This window comes from Arenibacter flavimaris (genome assembly GCF_030291335.1).
Lineage (GTDB): Bacteria > Bacteroidota > Bacteroidia > Flavobacteriales > Flavobacteriaceae > Arenibacter.
In genome coordinates this window covers 1-21,116 of sequence record NZ_JASWIM010000016.1, presented here as the reverse complement: position 1 = coordinate 21,116, position 21,116 = coordinate 1, and the positions used below count along the sequence as shown (strand labels likewise).

Annotated in this window: 18 protein-coding genes; 9 read left to right on the top strand and 9 right to left on the bottom strand. The window is 39.0% G+C overall.

Features of this window, described 5'->3' with window-relative positions; all coding sequences use genetic code 11:
- Window positions 1-16: 16 nt before the first annotated feature.
- The 3 genes from QSE00_RS13185 to QSE00_RS13175 all read left to right on the top strand — a co-directional run bounded on the left by QSE00_RS13185 (window position 17) and on the right by QSE00_RS13175 (window position 1,404).
- On the top strand, window positions 17-334 hold the full coding sequence (locus tag QSE00_RS13185; protein ID WP_110357575.1) for a DUF4870 domain-containing protein: 318 nt from the start codon (window positions 17-19) through the stop codon (window positions 332-334).
- 82 nt (window positions 335-416) lie between these two features.
- Window positions 417-743, top strand: coding sequence for a hypothetical protein (locus tag QSE00_RS13180; protein WP_286106304.1), 327 nt, complete (start codon window positions 417-419; stop codon window positions 741-743).
- A gap of 1 nt (window position 744) precedes the next feature.
- Window positions 745-1,404, top strand: a complete 660-nt coding sequence (locus QSE00_RS13175) for an alpha/beta hydrolase (protein WP_110357577.1) — start codon at window positions 745-747, stop codon at window positions 1,402-1,404.
- Here QSE00_RS13175 and QSE00_RS13170 read toward each other — a convergent pair.
- Together QSE00_RS13170 and QSE00_RS13165 are read right to left on the bottom strand one after the other, a co-directional pair.
- Window positions 1,401-1,895, bottom strand: a complete 495-nt coding sequence (locus tag QSE00_RS13170) for a hydrolase (RefSeq protein ID WP_286106303.1) — start codon at window positions 1,893-1,895, stop codon at window positions 1,401-1,403. The two genes, QSE00_RS13175 and QSE00_RS13170, sit on opposite strands and share 4 nt — an antisense overlap.
- 82 nt (window positions 1,896-1,977) lie before the next feature.
- Complete coding sequence (locus QSE00_RS13165) at window positions 1,978-2,754, bottom strand: MBL fold metallo-hydrolase (RefSeq protein ID WP_375334792.1); 777 nt, start codon at window positions 2,752-2,754, stop codon at window positions 1,978-1,980.
- A gap of 76 nt (window positions 2,755-2,830) precedes the next feature.
- Here QSE00_RS13165 and QSE00_RS13160 point away from each other — a divergent pair, with 76 nt between their 5' ends.
- A complete protein-coding gene (locus tag QSE00_RS13160; RefSeq protein WP_110357579.1) occupies window positions 2,831-4,291 on the top strand; it encodes a TonB-dependent receptor in 1,461 nt (486 codons plus the stop codon).
- 67 nt (window positions 4,292-4,358) lie between these two features.
- Here the strand turns inward: QSE00_RS13160 and bcp are convergent, their stop codons facing one another.
- A complete protein-coding gene (gene bcp, locus QSE00_RS13155; protein WP_286106302.1) occupies window positions 4,359-4,808 on the bottom strand; it encodes a thioredoxin-dependent thiol peroxidase in 450 nt (149 codons plus the stop codon).
- A gap of 87 nt (window positions 4,809-4,895) precedes the next feature.
- On the opposite strand from bcp, the gene QSE00_RS13150 reads away from it, so the two are divergent.
- The gene (locus QSE00_RS13150; RefSeq protein ID WP_286106301.1) at window positions 4,896-5,558 is read left to right on the top strand and encodes an endonuclease III domain-containing protein; all 663 of its coding nucleotides are present in this window, start codon (window positions 4,896-4,898) and stop codon (window positions 5,556-5,558) included.
- A gap of 234 nt (window positions 5,559-5,792) precedes the next feature.
- On the opposite strand, the gene QSE00_RS13145 is transcribed toward QSE00_RS13150, so the two are convergent.
- The gene (locus tag QSE00_RS13145) at window positions 5,793-6,374 is read right to left on the bottom strand and encodes an RNA polymerase sigma factor (protein WP_110357582.1); all 582 of its coding nucleotides are present in this window, start codon (window positions 6,372-6,374) and stop codon (window positions 5,793-5,795) included.
- A gap of 738 nt (window positions 6,375-7,112) precedes the next feature.
- Complete coding sequence (locus QSE00_RS13140; protein ID WP_110357583.1) at window positions 7,113-7,694, bottom strand: RNA polymerase sigma factor; 582 nt, start codon at window positions 7,692-7,694, stop codon at window positions 7,113-7,115.
- Between the two features lie 241 nt (window positions 7,695-7,935).
- On the opposite strand from QSE00_RS13140, the gene uvrA reads away from it, so the two are divergent.
- Both uvrA and QSE00_RS13130 read left to right on the top strand, forming a co-directional pair.
- The gene (gene uvrA, locus QSE00_RS13135) at window positions 7,936-10,719 is read left to right on the top strand and encodes an excinuclease ABC subunit UvrA (RefSeq protein WP_286106300.1); all 2,784 of its coding nucleotides are present in this window, start codon (window positions 7,936-7,938) and stop codon (window positions 10,717-10,719) included.
- 394 nt (window positions 10,720-11,113) lie between these two features.
- A complete protein-coding gene (locus tag QSE00_RS13130) occupies window positions 11,114-12,418 on the top strand; it encodes a hypothetical protein (protein ID WP_286106299.1) in 1,305 nt (434 codons plus the stop codon).
- A gap of 164 nt (window positions 12,419-12,582) precedes the next feature.
- On the opposite strand, the gene QSE00_RS13125 is transcribed toward QSE00_RS13130, so the two are convergent.
- From QSE00_RS13125 to QSE00_RS13110, 4 genes are read right to left on the bottom strand one after another with little or no spacing between them, the layout of a single operon-like run.
- Window positions 12,583-14,052 (bottom strand): oligosaccharide flippase family protein, encoded by a 1,470-nt coding sequence (locus QSE00_RS13125; RefSeq protein WP_110357586.1) that lies wholly within the window; start codon window positions 14,050-14,052, stop codon window positions 12,583-12,585.
- Entirely contained in the window at window positions 14,043-15,323 is a 1,281-nt protein-coding gene (locus tag QSE00_RS13120) for a glycosyltransferase family 4 protein (RefSeq protein WP_286106298.1), read from the bottom strand. Before QSE00_RS13120 ends, QSE00_RS13125 begins: the two co-directional genes overlap by 10 nt.
- Window positions 15,323-17,758 (bottom strand): hypothetical protein, encoded by a 2,436-nt coding sequence (locus tag QSE00_RS13115; protein WP_286106297.1) that lies wholly within the window; start codon window positions 17,756-17,758, stop codon window positions 15,323-15,325. The genes QSE00_RS13120 and QSE00_RS13115 overlap by 1 nt, the downstream gene beginning before the upstream one ends.
- A 19-nt stretch (window positions 17,759-17,777) precedes the next feature.
- The gene (locus tag QSE00_RS13110; RefSeq protein WP_286106296.1) at window positions 17,778-18,041 is read right to left on the bottom strand and encodes a DUF4834 family protein; all 264 of its coding nucleotides are present in this window, start codon (window positions 18,039-18,041) and stop codon (window positions 17,778-17,780) included.
- Window positions 18,042-18,159: 118 nt separating this feature from the next.
- Here QSE00_RS13110 and QSE00_RS13105 point away from each other — a divergent pair, with 118 nt between their 5' ends.
- Complete coding sequence (locus QSE00_RS13105) at window positions 18,160-19,206, top strand: transporter (RefSeq protein ID WP_258364892.1); 1,047 nt, start codon at window positions 18,160-18,162, stop codon at window positions 19,204-19,206.
- A gap of 68 nt (window positions 19,207-19,274) precedes the next feature.
- A complete protein-coding gene (locus QSE00_RS13100; protein WP_286106295.1) occupies window positions 19,275-20,393 on the top strand; it encodes a GNAT family N-acetyltransferase in 1,119 nt (372 codons plus the stop codon).
- The last annotated feature ends 723 nt before the right edge of the window (window positions 20,394-21,116 follow it).

Below are 21,116 nucleotides of genomic sequence, written 5' to 3'. Positions count from 1 at the left end.
AATTAAAATCTTAAAGATGGACCAGAATACAATAGATGAAGGAAAAACTATGGCTATGATCAGTTATTTTACGGTTATTGGCCTGCTCATTGCCTTTTTAGTAAACAGTGATAAAAAGAACGAATTTGTCAAATTCCATATTGGCCAATCATTACGGGTATGGATATTGGCCATTGCCCTCTCCATTGTCCTTGGACTTATAGCTGTTACAATGGGGATGGGTTTCCTTAGAATATTGCAGTGGGCCCCGTGGGTTTTGGCCGTATTGGGCGCCATTAATGCCTACAACGGAAAGTTGGAAAAATTACCTATTATCGGATCTATTGGAGAATAATAGGAAAGATCAATAAATTTAAGGAGGTCTTATAGGGGCCTCTTTTTTTGTTCAAATTTTTAACTTCACTAACTTTGCCTCTATGGATAATGTTATTAAGGAAGGAAAGACAACGGCAATTGTGGCATACCTCACAATGGTTGGAGCATTGATTGCCATTTCGATGAATTCGGATCCAAAGAACGCATTTGCACGGTTTCATACCCGCCAGGCATTTGGTTTACATCTTGTTTTTCTTGGCTTTGCAATTTTTTTAAGTAATTGGTACAACGAATATGCTTGGTACGGCCTCTATGTCTTTTATATAGTACTATGGTTCTATGGCTTTCTTGGAGCTTTGAACAACAAGAAACAGGAGGTACCTGTACTTGGTCCCTATTTTCAGAAATGGTTCACTTTTATATCTTAGAATGACTACAGCTCCCCTTTCATTGGAACATCTTATTAGACCTTCAAATATTACTGAAGGCAAACCTCCTGTACTTTTCATGTTCCACGGCTATGGAAGTAATGAGGAAGATTTGTTTTCCTTTGCCTCCGAACTCCCTAAAGAACTTTGTATCATATCCGTTAGGGCCCCTTACCCTATGCAACCCTATGGCAATGCTTGGTACGCCATTAACTTTGAAGCTGAAAAAGGCAAATGGAACAATGAGGAAGAAGCGGTTCTCTCCAGGGATAAAATTAAAACATTTATAGAGGAAGCTTGCAAAACCTATGGGCTGGACGAAAAAAATGTGACCTTGCTAGGGTTTAGCCAGGGCACCATCCTGAGTTATGCAGTAGCCCTTTCCTACCCCGAATTGGTGAAAAATGTAATTGCCCTAAGTGGTTATATCAATGAAAACCTACTTTTGAAGGGGTATAAGGAAAATGACTTCAAGGATTTAAGGGTCTACGTCTCCCACGGTAGTGTAGACCAAGTAATTCCGGTTGCCTGGGCGCAGCAAGCCCCTAAATTTTTGAAGAATCTAAAGATAGACCATGTATATGAAGAATTCCCTGTTGGCCATGGGGTGGCCCCTCAGAATTTCTACTCCTTCAAATCATGGCTACAGGATAAAATTTAATTGCTGCGGGTGTACAACAAATGGTCCATCAAAGAAAAGTCCACCCCCAGATCGTCCTTAAGTTCATATTTGATCAATATTTCTCCCCAATATTTCCCATCGGAGAAATCGGCCAAAATCCATTTATGGTTTAAAATTTTGATCTTGTTAATTTTAAAATCGTTTTCCATACCCTCATATGGGATCAACGGATTATCGCCCTTACTCTCATTGGTCTCCAATAACTTGTCCGATATATAGAGACTGGGATCCTTTAAATTTAAATGATCGTAATAGGCCAAGGCGTCATCATTGTTTTCCAAAGAAAAATATTGGTTGTCCAAAACCTTGATATGTAGCTTCTGAATGGAATCCTCCAACTGTGAGAGCATCTCCTCTTGGGCTTCTATTTTGGTATTTTTTGCCTTTACCATATTATTGGTACTTACAAATTGATAGAGTGCTATTAGGGCAACGAATATGAACAAATACAAGTAAATCTTATGTTTCATTCCTTTATTTTCTATTTTATTGGATTAATAATATTTATTTTCAGATGAAATATTTTTTATGAACCATGTCCAGTAGGTTTGTTTAAACCTCTATTACCAGATTGTCATAGGCCAAATGAACATTTTCCGGAAGCTGTTGCTCAACCTCATCATGAAAGCCCAATAAATGGCTTATATGGGTCAAATAGGCTATTTTAGGCTTTACGACATCAATGAACGCCAAAGCTTCCTCCAAATTGAAATGGGAATGGTGGGGCTCCAATCGCAAGGCATTGACCACCAAAGTGTTTACTCCCTTAATTTTTTCCATTTCTTCCCTTTCCATACTTTTCACATCGGTTAGGTACACAAAGTCCCGTATTCTAAACCCAAAAACCTGCAATCTATTGTGCTGGGCCTCTATGGGTATGGCCATTAGGTTTCCGATCCTAAAAGGCTTATTGTTCTTAATCGTATTGATCTCTACGGCAGGGGCTCCCGGATATCGATTTTCATCGGCAAATATATAATGGAACCGCTCCTTGATCGAGGTAACGACCCGTTCATGGGCATAAATGGGAATATCGCCCTGCCTGAAAAAAAATGGCCTGATATCGTCTATTCCCGCAGTATGGTCGGAATGTTCATGGGTAAATAAAATCCCATCAATTTTTACCACATTATTGGTAAGCATTTGCTGTCTAAAATCGGGGCCGCAATCTATTATATAATTAAAGGAATCCCAAGAAACCATAACCGATACCCGTAGCCGTTTATCCTTGGAATTATTGCTTAGACAGACAGGGTGTTTACTCCCAATTACAGGGATTCCCTGTGATGTTCCCGTACCTAAAAAAGTTATTTTCAATCCTATATCCATTTAATCCAAATTTATAACTATTTTATTAAATAGATAGCTCAAACTTTTTAACTTTGCCACAAGTAAATAAGACACTATGTCCAATATTTTTAAGAAAGAAATCGCTTTTACCAATGTTCCGTCCATTAAGGCAAAAACTTTAAGGATAAATTTGAACCCAGATATTTATGGTACGTTTTCTGAAATAGGTGCAGGACAAGAGACTTCTGGTCATTTTTTTAAATCGGGTGGTGCTTCAGGTACTATTGCAAAAGCAATGAGTGCGTACGACAAGGATTTTAGTGATGCTATTTATGGTATTGAGGAAGACGGAAGGTACGTAACCCAGTCCAGGTTAAAAAAAATGTTGGCCCATGAGATGGAAAACATGGAAAATAGGATAAGTCGGGAAAAACATCCCGACAGATTGTTTTTTTCCTATGCCAATACAGTTGCCACTATTGATTTCTCCAAGAGATACAAAGGCCATGGTTGGATCGGAATCCGGTATCAGTTGGATCCCAAACAAAAAGAATTAAACGAAATCATCCTTCATATCCGCTTTAAACAGAATGAAGCAAGGTTACAACAGGAAACTTTGGGTATTGTAGGGGTTAATCTTATCTATGGTGCTTTTTACAAATACGACAAGCCAAGAAAATTACTAAAATACCTGTACGACCATATTGACAAGGATACGGTTGAATTGGATATGGTGAATTTTTCCGGTCCCAATTTTACCGAAGTAGACAATAGGTTAATGAGTTTGCAGCTTGTTAAAAATGATATGACCGATGCTGTAATGTTCGGACCCGATGGCAATAACCTTTTGCCGGCGACCATTCTTTACAAAAAAAATATTCTGGCCCTACGTGGAAGTTTTAGACCAGTTACCTTGGTCAACATGGATATGTTTAAAAAATCCTATGAAATATTTATCAGGGAACCCAGTGTTGAAGAGGAAAATACCGTTGTTATTTTTGAAATTACCCTTTCCAATCTACGTGCATCCGGAGAAATAGACGAACAGGATTTTATGGACCGAGCCGAACTTTTATGTTCTTTGGGCCATACGGTAATGATTTCGAAATTTCAGGAGTACTTTAAACTCGTTGAGTATTTTAGCAATTATACCAAATCCAAGATTGGACTTACCATGGGGGTAAACAATTTGGTGGATATTTTCGATGAAAAATACTACCGCCATTTGAGTGGGGGCATCCTAGAGGCTTTTGGCAAATTATTCTTTAAAGATCTTAAAGTTTACCTATACCCAATGCGCAACGAGGAAACTGGACAAATTATGACAAGTAACACCATAAAGGTCCACCCTAGAATGAAGGAATTGTACAAATTCTTCAAATACAATGGAAAGGTGATGGACATCATAGATTACGACCCGGAAATATTACATGTTTTCTCCAGGGATGTCCTCAAAAAAATAATCAATGGTGAAGAAGGCTGGGAATCCGTGCTACCTGAGGGAATAGCGGAAATAATAAAAAAGAAGAAACTCTTTATCCGTAAACCCATAGAGGAAAATCAGGAAAAGGTTTAATTATTCATAGTAAAAGGGGCTGTCCAAATCTACAGGATTAGACAGCCCCTTATTCATCTACCGTCTTTTATAGCAGTTGTGCGGCATGGTCCTTGGTCTTCACCTTATCAATTACCCTCTCAACAACTCCGTCCCCATCAATTACAAAAGTCTTTCTGTGAATACCGTCATATTTTTTTCCCATAAACTGTTTTGGCCCCCAAACACCAAAAATATTAAGGACGGTATGATCTTCATCCGCCAACAATGGAAAGGGAAATTGATATTTATTTTTAAAATTCAATTGACGTTTCTGCGAGTCGGCACTAACCCCCAAGAGCTCATAACCTTGCAATTTTAGCTCTGTATAGTTATCCCGCAAATTACAGGCTTCGGCCGTACATCCGGGCGTACTTGCCTTTGGATAGAAAAAGACGATTAATTTTTTTCCCTTATAATCAGATAGTTTAATGGTATTGCCGTTTTCATCCTTAGCCGAAAATGCAGGCACCTTATCCCCTACTTTTAAAGTATCCATAGTTAAATTTTAAGTAAATTTATAATTAAAAACACGCCCATATGAATGGGCGCTGCTATATTTATTTTTCATAAAATTACGCAATAAATGACGAAAGCCGAAAAAGTAAACTTTGCCATTGAGACCTTACAGGGAATATACCCCACCATTCCAGTCCCCCTAGACCACAAAGACCCCTATACACTGCTCATTGCAGTATTATTGTCTGCACAAAGTACCGATGTTAGGGTCAATCAGATTACCCCTAAACTTTTTGCCAAGGCCAACAATCCATATGACATGGTAAAAATGACGGCTGAAGAAATACGGGAAATTATTAAACCGGTTGGACTATCACCAATGAAATCGAAAGGGATTTACGGACTTTCTAAAATTTTGATTGAAAAATATGGCGGACAAGTTCCACAAGAAATGGAACTTTTGGAACAATTGCCGGCCGTGGGCCATAAAACCGCCAGTGTGGTTGTCTCCCAAGCCTTTGGTATACCGGCCTTTCCAGTGGACACCCACATACATAGACTAATGTACCGATGGGGATTTTCCAATGGTAAAAATGTTGTGCAAACCGAAAGGGACGCAAAAAGATTATTCCCAAAAGAATTATGGAACGATCTTCATTTACAGATAATATGGTACGGGAGGGAATATTCCCCTGCAAGAGGATGGAATTTGCAAAAAGACATCATAACCAAAACAATAGGAAGAAAAAAAGTTTTGGACGCCTACTACAAAACAAAAAATCCCAACTAGGAGTTGGGATTTTTTAGTCTAGTTTAAATTATTTTCGAATTGAATATTACTATATTCAACTATTTGCAAAGATTTGGAATAGCCAATCAAAAACTTAATAGTATCCGGACTAGCTTTGGCAAGTTTACACTTGTATTGATTCTCAGAGTAAATTTTTTCCATAGGATTATAGTATTGTTATGTTTAGATAACGCTACTAAAATGGAAATATTGTCCGATTCGTCCTATGACCTATTAATTCGTTAAAACGATATTATGCTTTTCAATTATTTTTCTAAGGTTAATAAGTGCATATCTCATCCTTCCCAAGGCCGTATTGATACTAACCCCCGTGTTTTCCGAGATTTCCTTAAAGCTCATATCCCTATAAATACGCATTAAAAGCACCTCTTTTTGATCGTCCGGCAATTCCTCGATCAATAAACTAAGATCAGTATCTATCTGATCCTTGATAAGTTGTTTTTCTACGTTTAGTTTATCATCACCAATTACGGAAAAGATATTAAAATCATCATTCCCCTCAAACATTGGCATTCTTTTGTTTCTTCTAAAGTGATCAATTACCAAGTTATGGGCTATTCTCATAACCCAAGGCAAAAACTTGCCTTCCTCGCTATAATTTCCTTTTTTCAAGGTTTTGATTACTTTGATAAAGGTATCCTGAAAAATATCCTCTGAAACATCCCGGTCCAATACCTTGGAATAAATGAAGCTACTTATACGTTGGTTATGTCTGTTGATCAAAACCTCCAAAGCTTTTTCATTACCGTTAATGTAATCCTTTACTAATACTGAGTCATCTATTTGCAATTCCATACAAAATATTGTTTTTGGTTAAACTAGGGGGCCTCCCCTTTCGGTTCGGACTTTTTTTATTGCTTCTACTTTTTATGAAGACTATAAATCTTCATTATTAATTAGTAACAGGATAAAAGTATATAAATGGTAAGGTGTGCAAAAAACTATGTTGTAAAACCCCCGTTAATTGATGTCAAATGCCAATTTTCTTATTTTACGCATAATAATTGGCCAAAATTGAAGTTGAAACGGCCTTATGGAATTAAGGTAGGACTCTTTATTATCGTAATCCGCCAGAAATAAAGATTTACCTATATATTAACGATTATGGAAAATCCTTCACATCCAATTGTTATATGGCTACCAAAAGCAGCCTTGCCATACAATGGAGGGACAGGGGAATACAATCGCAAAAGAATAATTGGGAGTTTAACCTACAGCGTATTGCCTATTAAAAGGTAGTCCATGACTTAGGTGACCAATAACCTAATGTACTGTCAGGCACAAGCTACTGAAGAAATGGTGGGAGCCGCTAGTTTAAGCAATGCTCATCCAATTCATCATTACACTTATTACTTTTGATAATATAAAGTGATTTAGAGTAATTCAACAAAAAATCTATCTTGGACCTACGTGTAGACATTAATTTACAATTGTTCTTAGTAGTAACGTTGAATTTCCCCATAATAATATATTGTTATTGTCAAATAACGCAAGAGTTATGAAGAAATTAACCAAAAGCGGTTGTAAGGCTTATTAATTCGTTAAAATAATGTTGTTCTTTTCTACAATCTTTCTAAGATTGATAAGTGCATAGCGCATTCTGCCCAAAGCTGTGTTAATACTAACCCCTGTATTTTCAGATATTTCCTTAAAGCTCATATCCTTATATAGGCGCATTTCCAAAACTTCCATCTGATCTTTTGGCAATTCCTTGATAAGCAGGGTCAGATCCTGGTCTATCTGATCCTTAATAAGGCGCTTTTCAGCATTTAACTGATCATCGCTCATTATAGAGAAAATATTGAAATCATTGCTACCTTCAAATCTGGGCATTCTTTTGCTCTTCCTAAAATAATCTATTATTAGGTTATGGGAAATGCGCATTACCCAGGGCAGGAATTTTCCCTCCTCATTGTAATTACCCTTCTTTAGGGTTTTTATAACCTTTATAAAGGTATCTTGGAATATATCTTCTGTAATTTCCCGATCCTGAACTTTGGAATAAATAAAACTGCTGAGTCGCTGGTTGTGGCGGTCAATAAGTTTTGCCAGGGCTCTTTCATCCCCGTTCATGTAGTCTTTTACTAGTACTGAATCTTCTATTAATAGTTCCATACAAATTACTTTTTTGAGGCCAAAATGCCATACCTGTATTTATATTACAAGTGCATTTGAGCAAAATTTTAAAAAAGTAATTTTGTTACGTATAGGCTATTTAGGGTTTATTATGCATCAAATATAAAAAAAATTATACCGAATCAAACTACTTTCCGCCAAGGAATAATATTTAGTTTAGGTCAAGGGCCACTAGCGAATAAAACGCACATATCGTATCTTTGCCAACTTAAATACGAGCATGACCACTATAACAGACGTTAATCCCAAGCATAATATTATAATTAAAGGAGCAAAGCTCCATAATTTAAAAAATATAGACGTTGTAATACCACGGAATAAACTGGTGGTCATCACAGGATTGTCCGGTTCGGGAAAATCCAGTTTGGCCTTTGACACCCTTTATGCCGAGGGACAAAGAAGGTACGTTGAAAGTCTTTCCTCCTATGCTAGGCAGTTTTTAGGAAAATTGGACAAACCCAAAGTGGATTATATTAAAGGTATAGCCCCGGCCATAGCCATTGAACAAAAAGTTAATTCCACCAATCCCAGATCTACCGTAGGAACCACTACCGAAATCTATGACTATTTAAAATTGATGTTCGCTCGTATTGGCCGTACTTTTTCCCCAATTTCGGGCAATGAGGTTAGAAAGCACACCGTTTCCGATGTGGTTGAACATATCAAGACCTATGAGGAAGGTACAAAATTACTTTTGCTGGCCCCTATTAAAATTAGTGCCGATAGGGACCCCTATAAATCGTTACAGTTGTTTTCCAAACAGGGATTTGCCAGAATACTGTACAATGGGGAGGTTACCAGGATAGATGAAGATCTAAAGGATGTAGGTCGCGAATTTGATCTTGTGGTAGACCGAATCATTTATAAAAACGAGGAGGATTTTTTCAATAGATTGGGCAATGCCATTGATACTGCCTTTTTTGAAGGAAAGGGCGAATGTATTGTTCAGGAACTGGCTACTGGCCAAACTACCCGTTTCAGCAACAAGTTCGAACTGGACGGAATGCAATTTCTTGAACCCAATGTACACTTGTTCAGTTTCAACAATCCTTATGGAGCTTGTCCTAAATGTGAGGGTTATGGGGATGTAATAGGCATAGATGAGGATTTGGTAATTCCCAACACTTCGCTCTCGATTTTTGAAAATGCCATTTTTCCATGGCGCGGTGAAAGTATGGGATGGTACAGGGATGAATTGGTGAATGTGGCCTATAAATTCGATTTCCCCATCCACAAACCCTGGTATCAACTATCCGACCAGCAAAAGCAACTCGTTTGGGAAGGGAACAGTTACTTTACAGGTATCCATAAATTCTTTGAAGGCCTGGAAGAAAAGAGCTATAAAATACAGAACCGGGTAATGCTATCCCGATATCGCGGCAAGACCAAATGCAGCACCTGCAAAGGAAGACGTTTACGGAAGGAAACCGACTATGTAAAAATATCGGGGAAATCCATTTCCGATCTAGTGGAACTGCCCATAGAAGATCTTATTGGCTTCTTTAAGGAGATAGAACTCAGTTTTAACGAAGAGAAAATTGCCAATAGATTACTTAGGGAAATAGAGAGCAGATTGGGGTTTCTATACAATGTTGGACTTAGCTATTTAACATTGAACAGAAAATCCAATTCCTTGTCGGGTGGGGAAAGTCAACGCATAAATTTGGCAACCTCCCTGGGAAGCAGTTTGGTGGGCTCCATGTATATTCTGGACGAACCCAGTATTGGCCTTCATCCAAAGGATACCGAGAACCTAATAACAGTTCTAAAATCGTTACGCGACCTGGGCAATACCGTAATTGTAGTGGAACATGATGAGGACATTATGAAGGCGGCAGACCAAGTAATCGATATTGGCCCTGAAGCCGGGACGCATGGTGGAGAGGTGGTTGCCCATGGAACCCTGAACGAAGTTCTCAAATCCAGCTCCCTTACGGCGGCTTACCTAAATGGTACTATGGAAATTGCCGTACCCAAATCAAGAAGGCCTTACAAAAATTTCATAGAAATAAAAGGAGCACGGGAGAACAACCTTAAAAATATTGATGTTATCTTTCCCTTAAACGTTTTAACAGTAATTACAGGTGTATCGGGCAGTGGTAAGAGTACTTTGGTAAAAAAACTCCTATATCCTATAATTCTAAAGGAACTTGGTGGCTACGGAGAGAAAGCAGGGCAGTACAGTTCCATGGAAGGAAAATTTCAATCCCTAAAACACGTGGAATACGTAGACCAAAACCCAATTGGTCGGTCCTCCAGATCCAACCCCGTAACCTACATCAAGGCCTATGACGATATCCGTAATCTTTTTGCCAACCAAAAATTAAGCAAATTAAGAGGGTATCAGCCAAAGCATTTTTCATTTAATGTTGATGGTGGTAGGTGCGAAAAATGCAAAGGAGAAGGTGAGATTACGGTGGAAATGCAGTTTATGGCCGATGTGCATTTGGAATGCGAAACCTGCCACGGAAAAAGGTTTAAAAAAGAGGTATTGGAAGTGAAATTCGAAGATGCCAATATAGATGATGTTCTTAATATGACCATTGATGATGCCATAGGTTTCTTTGACCAAAACAATCAATCCAAAATCGTAACCAAACTAAAGCCACTTCAAGATGTAGGGTTAGGCTATGTAACCTTGGGACAGTCCTCCTCTACCCTTTCGGGAGGTGAAGCACAGCGTATCAAGCTAGCTTCATTTTTAGTAAAGGGGAGCACCAAGGACAAAGCCCTATTTATTTTTGACGAACCTACTACAGGCCTCCATTTCCACGATATTAAAAAATTGCTCAAATCGTTTGATGCATTAATTGACAAAGGACATTCCATAATTGTCATTGAGCACAATATAGACCTTATTAAATGTGCCGATTACATCATAGACCTAGGCCCGGACGGCGGAAATAAGGGGGGGCAACTATTGGTGCAGGGAACCCCGGAAATTGTTGCAAAGAACAAAACTTCCTACACGGCCAAGTATTTAAAGGAAAAATTACCCCATTAGTTAGGGGGAATAATTACGACAGTATCCTATGATTTTAATTTTGATAGGTTTCTATCCCATAAAATAAGCCGACCAGGCCCTGCCCTATCTTACCATATACTGTTCGCTAATTGCCTGTTTACTATGTCCTTTACCAAAAACCGGCCACCCTGCGCTGCCCACTGTTTACTGATCACTGATCACTGATCCCTGCCCATAGCTACAACCCACCCAATACTCAGTTCTTGTTACCATTGCCCCCTTAGCCACTGTTTACGGAACTACATCATAGCTGTTTATAAATGATAAACACATGATAATCAATTGTTTAAAATATTTGTTGATTTTTTGGCATGCTGTTTGGTATATATAAATTGAATGTAAATAGTTGCATTCAAAATTAAAACCTTATATCATGAGAAATTTAATACTCCTTTTTACAGCGCTTATATTGGGTACTACTGGTTCCAAGGCAGCTTCAATGGAAGATAAGGTTGCCACAAGCAATACTTATAGAAACAATAACTCATTTATATTCGTTGAAAATGGCATCACATTTTCGGTATACCCAGATGGGGAGTTCGATTTCTATATTGACAATAGAGATGGCGTGAATGCCAACGTAAATTTTGGCCATACCAATATTACTTTTAATTCGGGTTACGATTACAACCCATATGTACAGTATGACGATTACGGTGCGGTTATTCAAGTGGAAAATGTCCCCATCTACTACGATTACTATGGTAGGGTAACCCAAATTGGGGATGTGGACATCAACTACAATAGTGGTAGGGTATCCAGAGTTGGTGGTCTGTACGTATACTATAACAACCGTGGACTTTACAGCCATCACAGGGGTTACGTTAATATTTACAACAGACATTATGTGTATAGCCCTTTCCATAGTTATTTCGTAAGACCCGCCATAGGTTTTGGTTTAGTATTTGGTAGCCCTTATAGAAGATATTACAAACCCGTTAGGTATACCTATTACAGACCATACCACCACAACTATAGAAAAGCTTATGCCAAAGTTGGGCACCATTACAAGTACAACAAAGGACATCATGCCAAGAGAAGTACTATTTACAGAAACGACAAAAGAGTGGCTGTTAGAAACAATGGGTATAGAAATAGCAACAACCTACGGTCCAACAGATCGGTTGCAAGTAGAAGTAATGGGGTAAGAAAGAACAATACTGTTTCCAGAGGTACTACTTCCAGAAATAACAACACTATTTCAAGGACTACCACCCAACGCAGCAGCACCAATGGCAATAGAACTATCAAAAGAAGTACCACGGTAAGTAGCAATTCTCCTAGTGCCAAAAATAATAAATCGGTTTCCAGGAGCTCCTCGATTCGCCCAAACAATAAGGGCAATGTTCAAAGAACAGTAAGTAGAACAACAACCACTAGGAGTACTAACGGAAGAGGGAGTTCTGTTACCAAGAGCAAGGCGGTCGTATCCAGACCTTCCGGGAATACCAGAACAGTGGTAAAAAAGGTAGCTAACAGTAGCCCTAGAAATACTTCGGTTAGAAGCAGTTCTACCAGTAGAAGTAACAGGAGTTCCACTGTAAGAAATACCACCACAAAACGACCAAATGTGCAGTCGAAAAGTACTGCAAAAAGGTCGGTAGCCAGATCATCCGGTGGTAGTGCAAGAAAAATTTCAACGGCTTCCACAAGAGGAAGAAGTTCCAGAAGTAATTAAAAATAGTTTTTAGGTTGGTTAGTTGTTTAGCCCCGCAGTGAATTCGTTCCTGCGGGGTTTTACTTTCCAGGAAAGATTGGTATGCCACAGCTGGATACCCCAAATATTAAAAGTAGTCGTCTTTTAAGAAATGTAAGGTCTATCCCGGATGTATTAACTCTGATCTATTTTTTAATCCCCAACTTTTGCAGATAAAAGGAGATGGCCCCAAATACGTCTTCGGAAATTCTGAAGCGATACAACAGGTAAAGATAACAAACGAGTATTGCCATACTCTTTAGTACTATGTTCACTACCGGGTGAAAAGTAAATGTTACAAAATAAAAAATAATCGATATTGTAAACAGCAACAATACTACCTTAAAGGTCTCTTTAGTGAAGGGCTGAATGTCAAATTTCCATTTAACAAAACCCAATTTTATAGTATTATAGATAAAGAAAGCCATAAAACTGGCAATGGCCGCACCATCCAAGCCATATTTTGGAATCAGCCAAAGATTTAATAAAATGGTCAGTATGGCCAAAGCAACCCCCATTAGGAGCAATGCCCTATAAAAGTCCGAATTGTACATGATAGCATTGTTATTTCCCAAAAGGGCATCATATACTCTCGCAAATCCAATTATAAAAACAATTACATACCCCCCGCGATAGGATTCGGGCAACAAATTGTACAGATCATTTAAATTGAGCACAATCAAAATAAATATGAGTCCAGACACTATAAACAAGGTAAGCGAGCTCTTTTGATATAATGTTTTAAGAGCCTTGATATCCTTTTTATGAAGTATATCCGCAGTTAAAGGGTAGGTGATGTTGTGCATAGACCTTGACGGAACGGCAATGACGGTCGCAATATACCCGGCAACACTGTAATAGGCCACATTTTTAATCTCTATAAACTGATTGATCATTACTTTGTCTACCTCCAATAATACAATGGCGGCCGATCCACCCAAAATAATCAGGGTGGCATAACCAATAATTTCACGGCTGTTGGCAGGAAAACCAAAATCCAGTTTCAATGGAAGCGTTCTTAAGGCATAGGCCTGCATTATAATGGTTCTAAGGATATACATTCCAACCATCGCATTGAGAAAGGTAAGCACGGAAATCTGGTCCCAATAGACCAACAAAAGCAGAAACGTTACTACTATTCTGCTGAATACCTCTTTCATGAAATTCCCAAAAACCGATTTCATTTGAACCTTGGCCCAGGCATAAAACACCTCAAAATAGGCCATTGCCACACCAATAATGAAAATGTGCCATACATACCCTTTTACTATTGGGTTCTCCTTGGACAAAAAATCACCAATGGCCTCATTGGCCAAATATGAAATGGCCCCAATAGGAACAATAAGTATTAGAGGCAAGAAAACCATTAGGGTCAAAAAACTATTCTTAGTATTAAGTTCCTGGAAACCAGAATAGTATTTAACCATAGCATTTGGAATCCCAAATGCCAATAGGGGCATTAAAACAGAAGAGGCGGACAGTATTACATTGACCAAGCCAAAATATTCGTCCGATAAAAACCGTGTATAAAGAAAAAGAAGGTTCAATGCCCCTATGGCAAAGCCACCATAGGTAATCAAAGTATTGTTCAATGATTGTTTTAAGACTATTCCCATGCCAAATACCTTGATAACTCTGCCGTTAATTCCTTTCTGTGATATTGTTCTACCGCTGCCCTAGGTAAATTCAATTGTTCCTTTTTATATTCTTGAAACCATTGTAACAGCGTACTTTTCAATTCACTTAATTGATCATATGTATAAGTCCGCCCAGTATTGGATCGTGCTATAAGATCCCCAACCTCCCAGTGGGCAGGTCCCACACCCAAGATAGGCCTTTTTGACGCCATATACTCAAATACCTTTCCTGGAATAATCCCCTGGGTCTCTTCGGAATCAATTTCTATCAACAGCAGTACTTGGGACTTGCCCTGATATTTCAATGCTTCGTCATGCGAAATATAGCCCAATAATTTGGTATAGGATTGGAGGCCGTAAAAATAGATGCTTTCCAAAACATCCGAACTGATAACGCCGGCCAATTGCAATTTGAAACATTTTTTAAAATCGGGGTATTCCTGAATTAATTCTGATAAAGCTTTCCAAAGATTCGAGGGGTTCCTCCCTGTAAGCAGTGACCCTATATGGGAAATGGTAAAATCGACATCCAAAGCCACGGAACCGCCCAGGGTTGTATCATACCCATTGGTGATAACAGTAATAGGTTGTTGGGTTATATTGGAAAACTCCCGTCTTGTTGTATTACTGGTCACAATTATTTTATCTGCCTTATTAAGCACTAAGTGCTCCAGCTGTTTATGCTTCGCCCGTGAAGCCTTGGTCAGTTTCATTTTTTTATGATAGCCTATCGAAGTCCACGGATCCCTAAAATCGGCTATCCATCTAATGTCGGTACTCTTTTTTAGTTCAAGGCCAATAAGATGCAGGCTATGTGGGGGGCCGGTAGTAATAACGGTTGCAATATTTTCTTTTTCAAGGACTTCCACCAAAAAACGAACTGATGGTTTTATCCAAAATTTTCTGGCATCAGGAATAAATAGATTTCCCCGTATCCATAACAACACTTTTTCTATAACCGATTGATTTTTGGAATTGATTATTCCGGCGCTGATCTTCTTGGTCTTTTTTTTGGAAAACAGCTTGGCAAAACCATAGGGTTCAAAAATAGGGCTCTTATATACTTTTATCCCTGCTGGTATTTCTTCCACCAAAGATGCATCCATTATGGGATAATTGGGATTTTCCGGAATGTAGACAATGGGTTCTATTTCATAATCCCTTAGGTATTTCACAAATTTCAACCATCGCTGTACTCCAGGCCCCCCTGCCGGAGGCCAATAATATGTGATGATGAGCACCTTCTGCATTAAGCCAATGGTTTTTTCCTAGAGGCCCAAAAAGCATGACCAATTCCAAAAAGGAAGACTATGATCAGGATAATGGAACTTGCCATGGTAATGTTACCACCAACCTTAATAAGGCTGGGTTCAAACTTAAACTCAATTTTATGTGTACCGGCAGGGATTTCAAGTGCCCTTAGCACATAATTCACTTCAAAATGCTCTTTCAATGTACCATCTATATAGGCATTCCAACCATGAGGATAGTACATTTCGGAAAACACGGCAATTCCGGGATAGGCATTTTTGGAACTGTAAGTTAAATGATTGGGCTTATATTGGATAAGTTCTATGGTAGATAAAGAATCTGTCTTGTAGTTAAGGTCATTCAAATCAGTAAATTTCGATTTATCAAAAACTGCCTTATGCTTCACATCCAAGGTATTCAATGCCATTATTTCATCATTGGCATTATAAACTGGCACCAATTCGTCAATAAACCATGCATTGCCATTGGCATCGGGATTTAAGGCTGGATAATTTCTACCCTCCTCATCTTGCTGCACCACATATTTCACATTGAGCATGCTCAACACCCGAACATTGTTCTTGGAAATATGAAAGTCGAACAGTTCCTGAATTCCTGCCGGTTTGGCAGCGTGGTAACCCCAAATGGACTGGTGAAAATAGGCTGTACGGCCTCCTCCACCGATTTCGGAAGGGTCGTACACCCTAAAAATAGAGGTATCCTTGGCAATCTGCTTGTCCATTTCAGTTTCCTGAAAAGGTTCCAGCATTCTGCGCTGTGCTACAAAATCGTCTTCATTGACATAGCGCTTTGCAACCCCTACCAAATCGAACAATACAAGCCCCCCCAATAGAAGAATGACCAAATTTTGCTTTAACTTATTTTTCAAATAAAACCAAATCACCAAGGCAGCCAAGGCTACATAGATCAACGACCTAAAAATATCGGCGTTATAAACGGCCTTGCGGTCCGCTATTATCAAGGAAACAATGTCGTCCCCATAATACTGTCGATAGGTTTCATCACTCTGTCCGGTAAAACTGAACATTCCCTTCAGCAGGAAAAGAAGCACTCCGATTCCCAAGCTAATGAAAAGTGTTAACTTTAAGTCTTTTAGTTTCTTAGGGGTACCCTCTTTGGGGTCAAAAAGTTGTGCCAGGGCAAGGATGGCCAAAACGGGAACGCAAAGTTCCAGGATAACCTGAATGGATGACACCGCCCTAAATTTATTGTACAACGGAAAATAATCGATCATTACATCTGTAAGCAGACCAAAATTTTTGCCCCATGACAACAGTAAGGCCATAATAGTACCCCCCAAAAGCCACCATTTTACCTTACCTTTTACCAAAAATAGCCCTAGAACAAAGAGAAAGAACACCACGGCCCCAATATAGGCAGGAGCGGCAACAATAGGCTGGTCTCCCCAATACAATGGCAAAGCACTGGTGAAGTCCAATGCCTTGGTCCTGGAAATTCCATTCTCGGTCAAAAAGGCATAGGTTTTGGAATCGGCTCCCAGGTCCTCTCCACCAGACCCTCCGAACAGTCTTGGAACAAACAAATTCAGGGATTCCACGATACCATAACTAAATTGCGTAATGTATTCCCTATCCAGACCGGAACCGCTTTCTTTGGGCTCTCCATCGGGAGTTATGGTAAGGTCCGATTTTCCTCTGGTACTCCAATCGGCATATTCCTTCGTAGCCATTAGACTTGTAGCATTGGCCGCTATTCCCAGCAACACGGCCAAGACGAGGATTCCGACCGAGATACCAAAATGTTTCAATTTCTTTTTCTTAATGGCATCCACTAGATACACCCCTCCAAGAATAAGCACCAACAACATAAAGTAATAGGTCATCTGGTAATGGTTGGCCCCTACTTCCAGTGCCATGGCAATGGCCGTAAGAAGGAAGCCCCAAAGATATTTCTTCCTAAAGACCAAGATAATCCCCCCCAAGAGCATGGGCATATATCCAATGGCATGTGCCTTGGCATTGTGCCCTACCCCCAAAATAATGATCAAATAGGTAGAGAAACCAAAGGCCAGTGCCCCCAATACCGCCAATTTATAATCTACCTTGAGGCAGCATAGCAAAATATAGAAACCGATAAGATATATAAAAAGATAATCCGCAGGCCTAGGTAAAAACCGGATAACCCGATCCAGCTTCTTTACATAATCGTGAGGATAATAAGCCCCCAACTGATAAGTGGGCATTCCGCCGAAGGCGCTATTGGTCCAATAAGGCTCTTCCCCCGTTTTCTTTCGAAAATCATTTTGCTCCTTGGCCATTCCCGTAAACTGTACTATATCGGATTGCTCAATTACCTTACCCTGAAGAACGGGATAGAAATATGCCAGGGCTACAATTACAAAAAATACGGTTACAAAAAAATGGATAAAAAAGGCTCTTAGACCGTTTCTCATGGTTGGTTATGGTAAAAGGTTATTCAATTTCCTCAAAATCTATATATTCTCCAACATTTTTTGAGCTATTCTTTTTGTTGGCCGTTTTCCGATCAATGATCACGTCACCAATTTGCTCTTCGTCTTTGGTTTGCTGCCCGGCAAAACCTTCAAATTTTTCCTTAAAATGTTCCTCGGTCTTCCTTGCTGCGTATCTGAACAATTTGGGAGCAAACCATTTGGCTAGTATTTTAAGCAAATAGTATACTAAGAGTACAATTAGTATCGTTTTTAAAAAACCCATAATTAGTTGACAAATTTTATATCAAAAGTACAATTCTAACGTTGTATTAATAGTGCAAAAGTCTTAAAATAATAATAAAATAGTACCTATGGACTATAATGTTTCCAAGAAACGTCTAATGAAAATACTAATATTTGGAATATTCACCATTCCATTCGTTGCATTTTCACAATACACCGATGTCATCAATTCTAACCGACCAGGTTTGTCCGTAAGTGCATATGCCATAGGTACCAACGTTTTACAGGCCGAATTTGGCGTTGCTTACGAACAACAGGACCATTCCAAATTAGAGACCGAATCCAATATTTTTGGAGCCGATCTTTCTTTGCGTTATGGCCTACTTTTCGAAACCTTGGAACTGAATTATGAAGGCACCTTCGACAATCAAAATAAAACCTACACCAACACAGGAGTAGAAATTAAGAACACCGATTTTTCAAGAAACAGAATCGGTTTAAAATATTTAATTTACGATCCTTTCAAGAATCCGGAAAATAACAAGCCCAATCTGTACAGCTGGAAGGCCAACTATGGGTTTAAACTTAAAAACCTTATCCCGGCCATATCGGTCTATGCAGGTGCCAATTTTGTTTTGGGCGACAATCCTTTTTACAGAGGTGAGCCAACAGTTTCCCCTAGGGTAATGGTAGCAACACAGAGTAGGCTCACGCCAAGGTTTGTACTTATTTCCAATATTGCCTATGACAGATTGGGAACGGATTTTCCGGAATGGAACTATACGGTTTCCCTATCCCATGCTTTTAGGGATCCCAAATGGAGTGTCTTTGTAGAAAACCAGGGCATAAAAAGTGATCGCTACTCGGACGTACTATTAAGAGGTGGTGTAGCCCATTTGTTAGGTGAGAATATGCAAGTGGACATGAACCTAGGGGCAAGTTTTAAAAATACGCCCAGTAGGATCTTTGCCACCATGGGGTTCTCCTATAGGATAGATATGCACAGGGACAAGGTGAAGGCCATAGAGGATCAAAAGGCTGGGGAAAATGGTGGTCCCATTAGCAAGAACGCCATGAAGAAAAAGAAAAAAAGCAAAAACAAAGGCCGTGGCGCTGAAGATATAGATTTGGGGCCTTCCAAAAAACAACTGCGAAAACTAAAGAAAAAGGAAAAGAATAGGGACGATTCTGAAATTGATTTCTAACAAAATAACTTTTGTACTTTTTCCTATAGATTAATATTGCTAATATTGAACCATACAAGAAATACGGTATGGTTACTCTAAAAGAAGCAAAAACAAAATCGGAACTCAAAGAGTTCGTACAATTTCCATTTTCACTTTATAAGGATTCCCCTTATTGGGTCCCCCCTATTATCAAAGATGAACTGGCATCTTTTGACAAAAGCAAAAATCCTGTTTTTAAGGATGCCGATGCCTGGTTTTATCTGGCCTATAAGAACGATAAAATTGTAGGCAGGGTCGTAGCCATTATCAATAGATTGGAAGTAAACCAACAACAGCTAAAAAAAATGCGTTTTGGTTGGTTCGATTTTGTGGATGACTATGAAGTTACCGAGGCGCTGTTCAATAAGGTGGCAGAAATAGGAAAGGCCCATAAAATGACCTATATGGAAGGGCCTGTAGGGTTTTCCAATCTGGACAAAGTGGGGGTGTTGACCGAAGGTTTTGATGAGATAGGCACCATAATTACCTGGTACAACCATCCGTACTATGTAAACCATTTTGAACGCTTTGGGTTCGTTAAGGAAAAGGAATACATGGAAAACAAATTCCCTTTTAGCAATGCGGAGCCCAAATTTTTTAAAAAGGCGAACGAACTGGTCCGAAAACGATATGGCGTAAAAGAATTAAACTTTACCAGAACCAAGGATGTAATGCCCTGGGCAGATAAGATGTTCGATCTTTTTAACGAAACCTATTCCTCACTATCTTCCTTTGTGCGCATTACCGATATCCAAAAAGAATACTTTAAGAAAAAATATATCAGTTTTATAAATCCCGAATATATCAAATTCATATTGGATAAAGATGATAAATTAATAGCGTTCGGGATTGTAATGCCATCCTTTTCCAAGGCCCTTCAGAAAGCCAAGGGAAAGTTGTTTCCCTTTGGCATTTTCCATTTGCTAAATGCGAAAAAAAACAGCAAAGAAGTTATATTTTATTTGATCGGGGTACTCCCTGAATACCAGAATAAAGGAGTTACTGCCGTTATGTTCAATGAATATTACAAGACCTTTAAGGCCAAGGGCATTGAAAAATGTGTTAGGACACCGGAATTGGAAGAAAATGTCGCCATTCGCCAGTTATGGAAACATTTCGACCCAAAAATATACAAGAGGAGAAGAACCTACAAAAAAGAGTTGTAAGTTGGGATCAATCCTAAAAGTTGTGTGTGAATTACAAAAACATTTAATTTACTATCTAAAGTTTGTGTCCTGTTCATTTTTTGCATCGCCCAAATGCGTAGCATTCATGAATACCATTAAAAATCAATAGACCAGCCCATGAATAAAAAACGACCAGGGCCGAATAACCAAGGTGCGGGGTACCTTGGTTAGGAGGAGCCAGCTGTAGCCTAGGCAGGCTGATTTTAAATTTCTTTAAATCTACGCACTTTCCACGGCCCGGCGTCCAGGCCGCTTTCACTTGGGTGAAATGCTCTATGGACACCTTCCACCTTCCAATGTGAAAACCACTTGATTTAATACGAAATCGAAGATTCACGAAAACCTATAAAAAACAATAATAACCACTTAAGTAAATTGAAAATAGGCCGGTTCTTTATTATGTCCACTCTAACATAGTGTCGATAAATCATTACCCATTGAGGGCCCAGTTCAGAGGAGTCAAAAACACGGAATTCTTCCTAATTAGGCTACCAACAATATTTGTATAAACACAACAATTGGTCAAGACCCGTAAGTTGTCCTCAAGGGCCAAGTTTAAAACCATTACAATGCAAAACAAAAAAGAGGCTGTCTAAAAAGGCAGTCTCTTTTTTTTGTTTATGATTTTAAAAAAAGTATCGATTTTCTTATCTTAATGGTATGAAAAGCAATGTCGTTTGGAAGACCAATAATCAGACGCAA

Bases quoted from the DNA above. Each gene is read 5' to 3' on its own strand.
- QSE00_RS13170 (WP_286106303.1), bottom strand. From the start codon at position 1,895: ATGAAACATAAGATTTACTTGTATTTGTTCATATTCGTTGCCCTAATA.
- bcp (WP_286106302.1), bottom strand. From the start codon at position 4,808: ATGGATACTTTAAAAGTAGGGGATAAGGTGCCTGCATTTTCGGCTAAG.
- QSE00_RS13130 (WP_286106299.1), top strand. From the start codon at position 11,114: ATGAGAAATTTAATACTCCTTTTTACAGCGCTTATATTGGGTACTACT.
- QSE00_RS13105 (WP_258364892.1), top strand. From the start codon at position 18,160: ATGAAAATACTAATATTTGGAATATTCACCATTCCATTCGTTGCATTT.
- QSE00_RS13100 (WP_286106295.1), top strand. From the start codon at position 19,275: ATGGTTACTCTAAAAGAAGCAAAAACAAAATCGGAACTCAAAGAGTTC.
- QSE00_RS13165 (WP_375334792.1), bottom strand. From the start codon at position 2,754: ATGGATATAGGATTGAAAATAACTTTTTTAGGTACGGGAACATCACAG.
- QSE00_RS13145 (WP_110357582.1), bottom strand. From the start codon at position 6,374: ATGGAATTGCAAATAGATGACTCAGTATTAGTAAAGGATTACATTAAC.
- QSE00_RS13175 (WP_110357577.1), top strand. From the start codon at position 745: ATGACTACAGCTCCCCTTTCATTGGAACATCTTATTAGACCTTCAAAT.
- QSE00_RS13185 (WP_110357575.1), top strand. From the start codon at position 17: ATGGACCAGAATACAATAGATGAAGGAAAAACTATGGCTATGATCAGT.
- QSE00_RS13125 (WP_110357586.1), bottom strand. From the start codon at position 14,052: ATGGGAATAGTCTTAAAACAATCATTGAACAATACTTTGATTACCTAT.
- QSE00_RS13110 (WP_286106296.1), bottom strand. From the start codon at position 18,041: ATGGGTTTTTTAAAAACGATACTAATTGTACTCTTAGTATACTATTTG.
- QSE00_RS13140 (WP_110357583.1), bottom strand. From the start codon at position 7,694: ATGGAACTATTAATAGAAGATTCAGTACTAGTAAAAGACTACATGAAC.
- QSE00_RS13180 (WP_286106304.1), top strand. From the start codon at position 417: ATGGATAATGTTATTAAGGAAGGAAAGACAACGGCAATTGTGGCATAC.
- QSE00_RS13160 (WP_110357579.1), top strand. From the start codon at position 2,831: ATGTCCAATATTTTTAAGAAAGAAATCGCTTTTACCAATGTTCCGTCC.
- QSE00_RS13115 (WP_286106297.1), bottom strand. From the start codon at position 17,758: ATGAGAAACGGTCTAAGAGCCTTTTTTATCCATTTTTTTGTAACCGTA.
- QSE00_RS13120 (WP_286106298.1), bottom strand. From the start codon at position 15,323: ATGCAGAAGGTGCTCATCATCACATATTATTGGCCTCCGGCAGGGGGG.
- QSE00_RS13150 (WP_286106301.1), top strand. From the start codon at position 4,896: ATGACGAAAGCCGAAAAAGTAAACTTTGCCATTGAGACCTTACAGGGA.
- uvrA (WP_286106300.1), top strand. From the start codon at position 7,936: ATGACCACTATAACAGACGTTAATCCCAAGCATAATATTATAATTAAA.